Annotated in this window: 6 protein-coding genes and 1 pseudogene; 4 read left to right on the top strand and 3 right to left on the bottom strand. The window is 58.4% G+C overall.

Going from position 1 to position 7,583, the window contains the following annotated elements; genetic code table 11:
• The 3 genes and pseudogenes from U9R81_RS10075 to U9R81_RS10085 all read left to right on the top strand — a co-directional run.
• Positions 1 to 436, top strand: a pseudogene (locus U9R81_RS10075) (hypothetical protein); the annotation flags it as partial.
• 136 nt (positions 437 to 572) lie between these two features.
• Entirely contained in the window at positions 573 to 1,820 is a 1,248-nt protein-coding gene (locus U9R81_RS10080) for a glycosyltransferase family 87 protein (RefSeq protein WP_322495334.1), read from the top strand.
• Between the two features lie 152 nt (positions 1,821 to 1,972).
• Positions 1,973 to 3,634 (top strand): NAD(P)/FAD-dependent oxidoreductase, encoded by a 1,662-nt coding sequence (locus tag U9R81_RS10085; protein WP_322495335.1) that lies wholly within the window; start codon positions 1,973 to 1,975, stop codon positions 3,632 to 3,634.
• Positions 3,635 to 3,737: 103 nt separating this feature from the next.
• Here the strand turns inward: U9R81_RS10085 and U9R81_RS10090 are convergent, their stop codons facing one another.
• The gene (locus U9R81_RS10090) at positions 3,738 to 4,751 is read right to left on the bottom strand and encodes a glycosyltransferase family 2 protein (protein WP_322495339.1); all 1,014 of its coding nucleotides are present in this window, start codon (positions 4,749 to 4,751) and stop codon (positions 3,738 to 3,740) included.
• A gap of 86 nt (positions 4,752 to 4,837) precedes the next feature.
• Between U9R81_RS10090 and U9R81_RS10095 the strand changes: the two genes are divergently transcribed.
• A complete protein-coding gene (locus U9R81_RS10095) occupies positions 4,838 to 5,584 on the top strand; it encodes a metalloregulator ArsR/SmtB family transcription factor (RefSeq protein WP_322495336.1) in 747 nt (248 codons plus the stop codon).
• A 15-nt stretch (positions 5,585 to 5,599) separates the two neighbouring features.
• Here U9R81_RS10095 and U9R81_RS10100 read toward each other — a convergent pair whose 3' ends face one another.
• Positions 5,600 to 5,926: a cupin domain-containing protein gene (locus U9R81_RS10100; RefSeq protein WP_322495337.1), complete on the bottom strand. Its 327-nt coding sequence runs from the start codon at positions 5,924 to 5,926 to the stop codon at positions 5,600 to 5,602.
• A gap of 252 nt (positions 5,927 to 6,178) precedes the next feature.
• On the bottom strand, positions 6,179 to 7,583 hold a 1,405-nt coding region (locus U9R81_RS10105; RefSeq protein WP_322495338.1), incomplete at its 5' end, for a biotin/lipoyl-containing protein.

A 7,583-nucleotide genomic window follows, 5' to 3' on the forward strand; every position in this document is an offset into this window, starting at 1 on the left:
GGCGTGGCTGCGTCACAACGTACCAGCGGGCAGCGTCGTGCTCGAAGCGGCGGCAGTAGAGAACGACGCCGCAGTCGCCGCCGGCAGCGAACCACCGCGTTGCGGCGGCTCGTACAACTGGCAAGGCTTTGGCGGGGTGGCTGCGGCCAGCGGGCATGCCACCGTGTTGGGTTGGGTGGGCCACGAAATGCAATGGCGCGGCGGCGATCCGGCGGCGCTGGCCGAACTCGGCCCGCGTTGCCTCGCTGTTGACGCCATCTACCGCAGCGGTGATCCGGCCCGCATCCGCTCGCTCATTGACCAGTACGGCATTGATTACATCTATGTCGGCGCGCTCGAACGCGAGCGTTACCCTGCCGAACGGCTGGCGGCGCTGGCGCAGGTGGGTGATCCGGTTTTTACACAAGATGAGGTGGTTATTTACCATGTGAAATAATATTGTATATCAAATAAAAAACTATTGTCGTTATGTGTCATTTGGCTCAAAACAATCATTACTGCTAAGCAAAGGCTGCGCTAGGCAAATACTGCATAATATCAATTTCTGCGATTAAATGGTCAAGTAAAATATCATGAACATCTTAAAAAACAACATTCTCTATAGCCTATTTTTTGTATACGCCATTATTACTTTTTCTGTAGACGCATATACTTTTGTAAGATCAGCCTTCTTCGGCGTTGATTTTCACTCATATTGGTATGCTGGCCATTTTGTACGTCAAGGTACTGACCCTTATTTCGCAGCCATTCATGGGATCTCGCTGCAGCTTCCTATAACGTATATCGACGGCAACCTTGTTAGCCATGAACCGGTGGCGCAACCCGATTTGATGCGCGTCCCTGCCAACACTGCACCAATAGTATTGTTACTGACCATCTTTGCTTTTTTTTCGTGGCACCATGCCGTTTGGATTTGGTTTCTTTTGAATACTCTATTTGCGATCTTGAACGCTATTGTGATAGTAAAATTATTTACAAATAAACCCAGTATAATTCATTATCTTTTATCAATCTTATTGTTTCTGTCACTGTTTTCCACTAAGTCAGCACTTCATACAGGGCAAACTACTCTTATTGTCAGTCTTCTCATGTTTCTAGCCGTTTTATTTGCTGAGCGCAATGTTTTTGTTGCTGGAATTGCGCTTGGAATCGCTTTGTCTAAATATTCATTGTCTTTGCCTGTAATTTTATTTCTCTGGTTTAAGCGAAAATATTCGCTTATTAGTATCGCGGCTTTGGTGCAAATTTTGAGCGCTTTTGTATTGGCTTGGTTGACAAATACATCTCCTTTTGTTATTATTATTGAATATTTGACTATGATCGCCGCCCATATTTCACAATCTGGCATACATCTCGCTAGTTATTTTGTGAAAAATAATATTATAGTAATAATTTTAACGATCGGAATTACCATTCCCATGCTCTTGGTTGTTCATTATTGGACGCAGATCCGATCATTTAACTTGCTTGAAGAACAGAGACAATTACTAGATATGAATGTTTTAGCTCTGTTTAACCTTCATACATTACTTTCATTCTATCATCGTGAGTACGATGCCGTTATATGGATTATCTCTTTCTTTGTGTTATTCTTTGGTTTGAAAATCAATGTCTGGAATGTGTCCCAATATGGCAAGATTATTATTTCGGTTTTGATGTTTCTTTCGGTTTTGTGGATGGCGAGAGCCGAAATCTTGCTTTCACTCCTACGCATGCCGAGCGGCATTGAAAATATTCTTACAACTACTGTCTTATTTGTGAATTTTATGGTTATATTTTTCTTTTTTTACCGCACCAAAACTAAAATCACCTCTTTATAAGTTTGTTTATTGCTCTGTCAATCGTTCAAGCTTCAGGAAAGATTGTTCCTGATGGAAACTTGGTAATAATTATGTACCTCCTGCACATCGATATAGAGGTATACTCTATAATGTGAGGTGAACACTGTTTTAGACCAGAGGATAGTAGTCACATGCCATCAGCAACCGATTACGACGTGATCGTCGTCGGCGGAGGCCACAACGGCCTCACCTGCGCCGGCTATCTCGCCAAAGCGGGGAAGCGTGTGCTCGTGCTCGAACGGCGACCCATCGTCGGTGGTGCCGTCTGCACCGAAGAGGTCATCCCCGGCTACAAGATCGATGTCGGCTCGTCGGCCCACATCATGATCCATCTGACCCCGATCGTGCGCGACCTCGAACTCGAGCGGCACGGCCTCGAGTACATCGACATGGATCCGTACGCTTTCTACCCCCTGCCCGACGGGAGCGGCGCGATCTATTTCTACCGCGATGTCGAGCGCACGTGCCAGAGCATCGCTACCGTTAGCCCGCGAGACGCCGAAGCCTACCGGCGCTTCCTTGACTTTTGGACGCCGCTGAACGAGGCGGTGTTCGATGTCTTCCTCAATCCGCCCTCGGTAACGCGCCTGTTCGGCAAGGTGGCATCGAGCATTCCGCGCTTGCCTAAGGCCGAGCAGCAAGTGCTGGAAGTGACCCGCCGCCTCTTCACCAGCTATGCCCAGTTGATTGAAGAGACCTTTGAGAGCGAGGCGATGCGGGCGGCGATGACGTGGCTGGCCGCGCAGAGCGGCCCGCCGCCGGACGAGATCGGCGCCGGCGACTTTTTCGGCTGGCATGCGATGCTGCACTACAGCGGGGCCAAACACCCGCGCGGCGGATCAGGCATGTTGACGCAAGCCATGGCTCGCTCGCTCAAGGCGATGGGTGGCGAGGTCGTGCTCGATGCGCCCGTGCGCCGGATCATTGTCCAAAACGGGCGAGTGCAAGGGGTCGAGACCGCCGACGGCCAGCGCTACTCGGCTCCGATCGTGGTCTCGAATGCGCATGTGCTGACCACCTTCCTGCAATTGGTCGGCCCCGAACACCTCAGCGCCGATCTGGTGCGCCGGCTCAACCATATCCGCATCGGCAACGGCTTTGGGATGACGGTGCGTTGCGCCGCTGAGGAATTGCCCGACTACACCGCTGCCCGCAGCTATGGTCGCCCGCACGAGAGCCATCACGGCTTGCAGTTGCTTAGCCCCAGCATGAACTATGTGCGCCGGGCTTACGAAGACTATCTACGCGGCGAACCGAGCCGCAATCCGGCGGTGATCGCAATGACCTTCTCGGCCATCGATCCCGATGTCGCCCCTCCCGGCAAGCACACGGTCTTTGTGTGGTCGCAATACTTTCCCTACAAGCTCAGCGATGGCCGCCAGTGGGATGATATCCGCGAATCGGTCGCCGACTCGATCCTCGAAGTGCTCTACCGCTACGCGCCCAATATGCGCGGTAAGATTATCGACCGCTTTATCCAAAGCCCGCTCGACCTTGAGCGGCGGATCGGGCTGCTGCGCGGGAACGTGATGCACGTCGAGATGAGCTTTGATCAGATGTTCTTCTTCCGCCCGCTGCCGGAACTCGCCGGCTACCGCGCGCCGATCCGCGGTCTTTACCTAACCGGGGCTAGCACCCACCCCGGCGGTGGCGTCTTTGGCGCGAGCGGCTATAACACGGCCCGTGTGGTGCTGGCCGACACCAAACAGCGCCGCTGGGGGCCGCTAGTGTTGGGAGCAGGGGCGCTCGCCGCCGGCGCGGTGCTCGCCGGACGCCGGCTCTTGCGCCCGTAAGCGGATCATGAACCGCAGAGGAAGCAGAAGAGGTTTTACCGCAGGGGGCGCAGAGGAGGACGTAACTACTTACGCCCTCCGCGTTCTCGCGGTAAACCCATGACTACCCGCGTGTTTGCTGGCCCCACCAACTACCGGCCCGCTCGGCGAGATCGCTGCCGAGCACGCGATCCAGCAACACCAGCGGCGTCTTGGCCAAGCGGGGCCGCCAGCCGGCCAGCGTCAACGTGAATGCTGCGTAACGCAGCGCCGCGCGCAACGAACCGTTACGCGCTTCGAGGTTGGCCATTGCCGCGTAAATATCGGCCAACACCTCGCGCCGCGCCGGCGACAGCTCTGGCATCACGGTAAAACTCTGTTCGGCGATTTGCAACCATTCGCGGTAAAAACCGGCAAACTGCGCCACCGTCTTCGAGGCGGCGTGCAGCCGATAGGTCGCCACCACGGCGGACGTGGGTTGAAACGGGCCAAGTTGGGCCAACCGCAGCCAATACGCGATATCGAGCGCGTAGCGCATGCGCAGATCGAGCGGGCCGGCTAGCCCAACCGCTGTCCGGCGGATAAAGACCGTCGGCTGGATGGGGATGAGCAAGCGCAGCAGGGCGAGCGGATGGTACGGACGGGCCGCGATAGTGCGCAACGGCTGGCCCTGCGCATCGGCGTAGAGCGCGTCGGCGTAGACGGCAACCGCCGCCGGATGGGTTTGCAACGCCGCCACCTGCGTGGCAATCGCCCCCGGCAGGTAGGTGTCATCGCTATTGAGCCGTGCCAACACCGATCCGCGCGCCCGCGCCCAACCCCGGTTAATCGCATCAGCTTGGCCGGCATCTTTGCCCACCACCACCTGCACCCGCGTGTCGCCGGCAAACGCGCGCAACACCGCTGGCGTCTCATCACTGCTGCCGCCGTCGATCACCCACACTTCCAGATTGGGATATTCTTGCGCCAAAATGCTGCGCAGCGTATCGCCAATGTAGCGCCCTTGATTCAGCGATGGCACGACAATGCTCACTAACGGCTGCGCCGGATCACGGATCACCGGCGGCGGCAGGTGAGCGGTGAGCGGTGAGCTGGGCATTTCCGCCCAGAGCGGATATTCAGCCGCGAGCGGGAGCATTGGTTGCAACGCAGTAATCCTTGCCGATACGAGCGGTCTCTGGTACCATACCGGCTACATTCATTCCGCTTGCCGGCTGCACGACTATGACCGAACTACAACCAGCATCAGCGTTGAACGGGTTGCGCCTGTTGGCCGACGAAACCCGCTGGAAACTCATCACCGTCCTGCGCGACAGCGACCGGCAAGTCGCTGAGTTGACGGCGGCAACTGGGTTGGCCCAAAATCTGGTTTCGTACCACCTGAATACGCTGCGGCAAGCCGGGTTAGTCAACGCCCACCGCAGCGACGCTGATGGCAGGGTGATCTACTACAGCTTGCACCTCGCCGCACTAGGGGCATTGCTTGCGCAAGTTGGCCACGAATTGGCCCTGCCGGAACCAACCCCGCCGCCGTTGCCGCATATCACGGTCGCATTCTTGTGCCGCGCCAACAGTGCCCGCTCGCAGATGGCCGAAGGCTGGCTGCGCGCGTTGAGCGGCGGGCAGGTGCGGGCAGTGAGCGCCGGCACCCAACCGCAACCGATCCACCCGCTGGCCATCGCCGTGATGGTGGCGGCTGGCGTGCCGATTGATCAGCAGGCTGCCAAACCGATTGAGGCGATCCTCGATCAACAACCGCAGGTCATCGTCACCGTGTGCGACATTGCCCGCGAAGAGTGCCCGGTTTGGCCCGCCGCCGCTCGCCAGATTCACTGGAGCATCGCTGACCCGGCGGCGGTGACCGGTGACGATGATCAACGCTACGCCGCATTTGTCGCCGTGCGCGACGAGCTGCGCGAACGGGTGTGCGGATTATTGGCGCTGCTGTCAAAGTGGTTTGGCGCGCATTAATGCGCAACCATCACCTCACCGATCACCATCGGCTGCCAGATAGTCGGCCCGTGGCGGGCTAAAGGTATCGATCGCCACTGTCTCTTCCAGCGTCCAGACTGCATGCGGCGTACCACCGGGAATGGCGACCGAACTGCCGGCAACGGCTTCGATCAGCTCGTCGCCAAGTTGAAAGCGCAAGCGTCCTCTCACGACATACGCTACCTGATCTTCGGGATGGCTGTGCAACGGCACATGACTACCCTCGGCCAGCCGCACTTCCATCTGGTACATCCGCTCGGTCAAGGCAATGCGCCGCCGGAATACGCCGGGAAACAATTCGATCCATGGCCGTTCGGACATGGGTCCTCCTGTATTGGGGATGATCGCGCTGATCCTGACGTGATGATACCAAAAAAATCATCGCGCCGCGCGGCGCGATGGGCTGATCCAGATTGCGTTGATCTATATTGGAGCCGCACAGCTGTGCGGCTCTAGGGGGATAATCCGCTTGACGTTAATACACGCGCGCCGCACGACCATGCGGCGCGATGGGGTACTCCAGATCACGTTGATATATTTGGAGCCGCAGGCCGTGCGGCTCTACGAGGTCTATTACGCGGTGGTTTGGTAGGTCGCTAACACGGCGCCGGCTTCGACCGTCGCGCCGACTTCGACCCGCACTTCGCCGATCGTGCCGCTGTGCGGGGCGGTGATCTCGTTCTCCATCTTCATCGCTTCCACGATAAACAACACTTGACCAGCTTCAACCTGCTGGCCGTGGGCCACCCGCACTGCCACCACCCGGCCTTGGATGGGGCTGATCACGCCATCAACCGGCGCGGCCAGCGCCGCCTTTTTCGGCGCCACGCGGCGCGGCGTAGGACTGCGCACCGCCGCCGGCTGGGGCGGAACAAGGCTCATACCATCGCCAAACACCGCCACCCCAAACCGCCGCCCGTTCACCTCCACCGTAAACCGGCGCGGTTCGGGGGCCGGCTCTGCCGGGGTAGGCGTTGCCGCCGGCGGCATCAGCTCGGCAGTGCGGGTGAGCAGCTCTGGGTGGCGCGGAATGAAGTTGATGGTCGCCGCACCGGCCACGAAGACCGGGTGTTCGAGAGCGGCACGGTGGAAGGGGATGATCGTGGTGACGCCTTCGATGCAATACTCGGCCAGCGCCCGCCGCATACGCGCAATCGCCTCGTTGCGGTCGGCCCCCCACGTAATCAGCTTTGCCAGCAGCGAATCGTAGTGCGAGGGCACGGTGTAATTGGCCCGCACTCCGCTATCCACTCGCACCCCCAACCCCACCGGCTCGCGGTACTCGCCGATCGCACCCAACGCCGGGCGGAAATTGTGCAGCGGGTTTTCGGCGTTGATCCGGCATTCAATCGCGTGGCCGCGCGGCACGAGGTCTTCCTGCTTCAACCACAGCTTCTCGCCTTGGGCGATCCTGATTTGGGCCGCTACCAGATCGACGCCGTAGACCATCTCGGTCACCGTGTGCTCGACCTGAATGCGGGTGTTCATCTCAAGGAAGTAGTACCGCCCATCTTGATAGAGAAATTCAAGCGTCCCGGCGCTAACATAACCGACCGCTTTGGCCAGACGCACCGCCGCTGCCCCCATCTCGGCGCGCAGCTCAGGGGTCAGAGCCGGCGAAGGGCACTCCTCGATCAGTTTTTGGTGGCGGCGCTGCACCGAACAGTCACGCTCGCCGAGCGCCACTGCATTGCCGTAGCCATCGGCCAGCACCTGTATCTCGATGTGGCGCGGGTCATCGAGATACTTCTCGACATAAAGTTCGCCGTTCTTGAAGGCGACCTCGGCTTCGCGCCGGGCCGCAGCAAACGCCTCCTCCACCTCTTCCGGCGAGCGCACCCCCCGCAAGCCGCGCCCGCCACCGCCGCCAACCGCCTTAATCGCGATCGGGTAGCCAAACTCCTTCCCCAACCGCTTCACTTCAGCCGCATCGGCCACCGGCTCAAGCACGCCGGGCACCAGCGGCACACCTGCCGCT

Origin of the sequence: Chloroflexus sp. (genome assembly GCF_034435895.1) — a bacterium.
Classification (GTDB): Bacteria; Chloroflexota; Chloroflexia; order Chloroflexales; family Chloroflexaceae; genus Chloroflexus.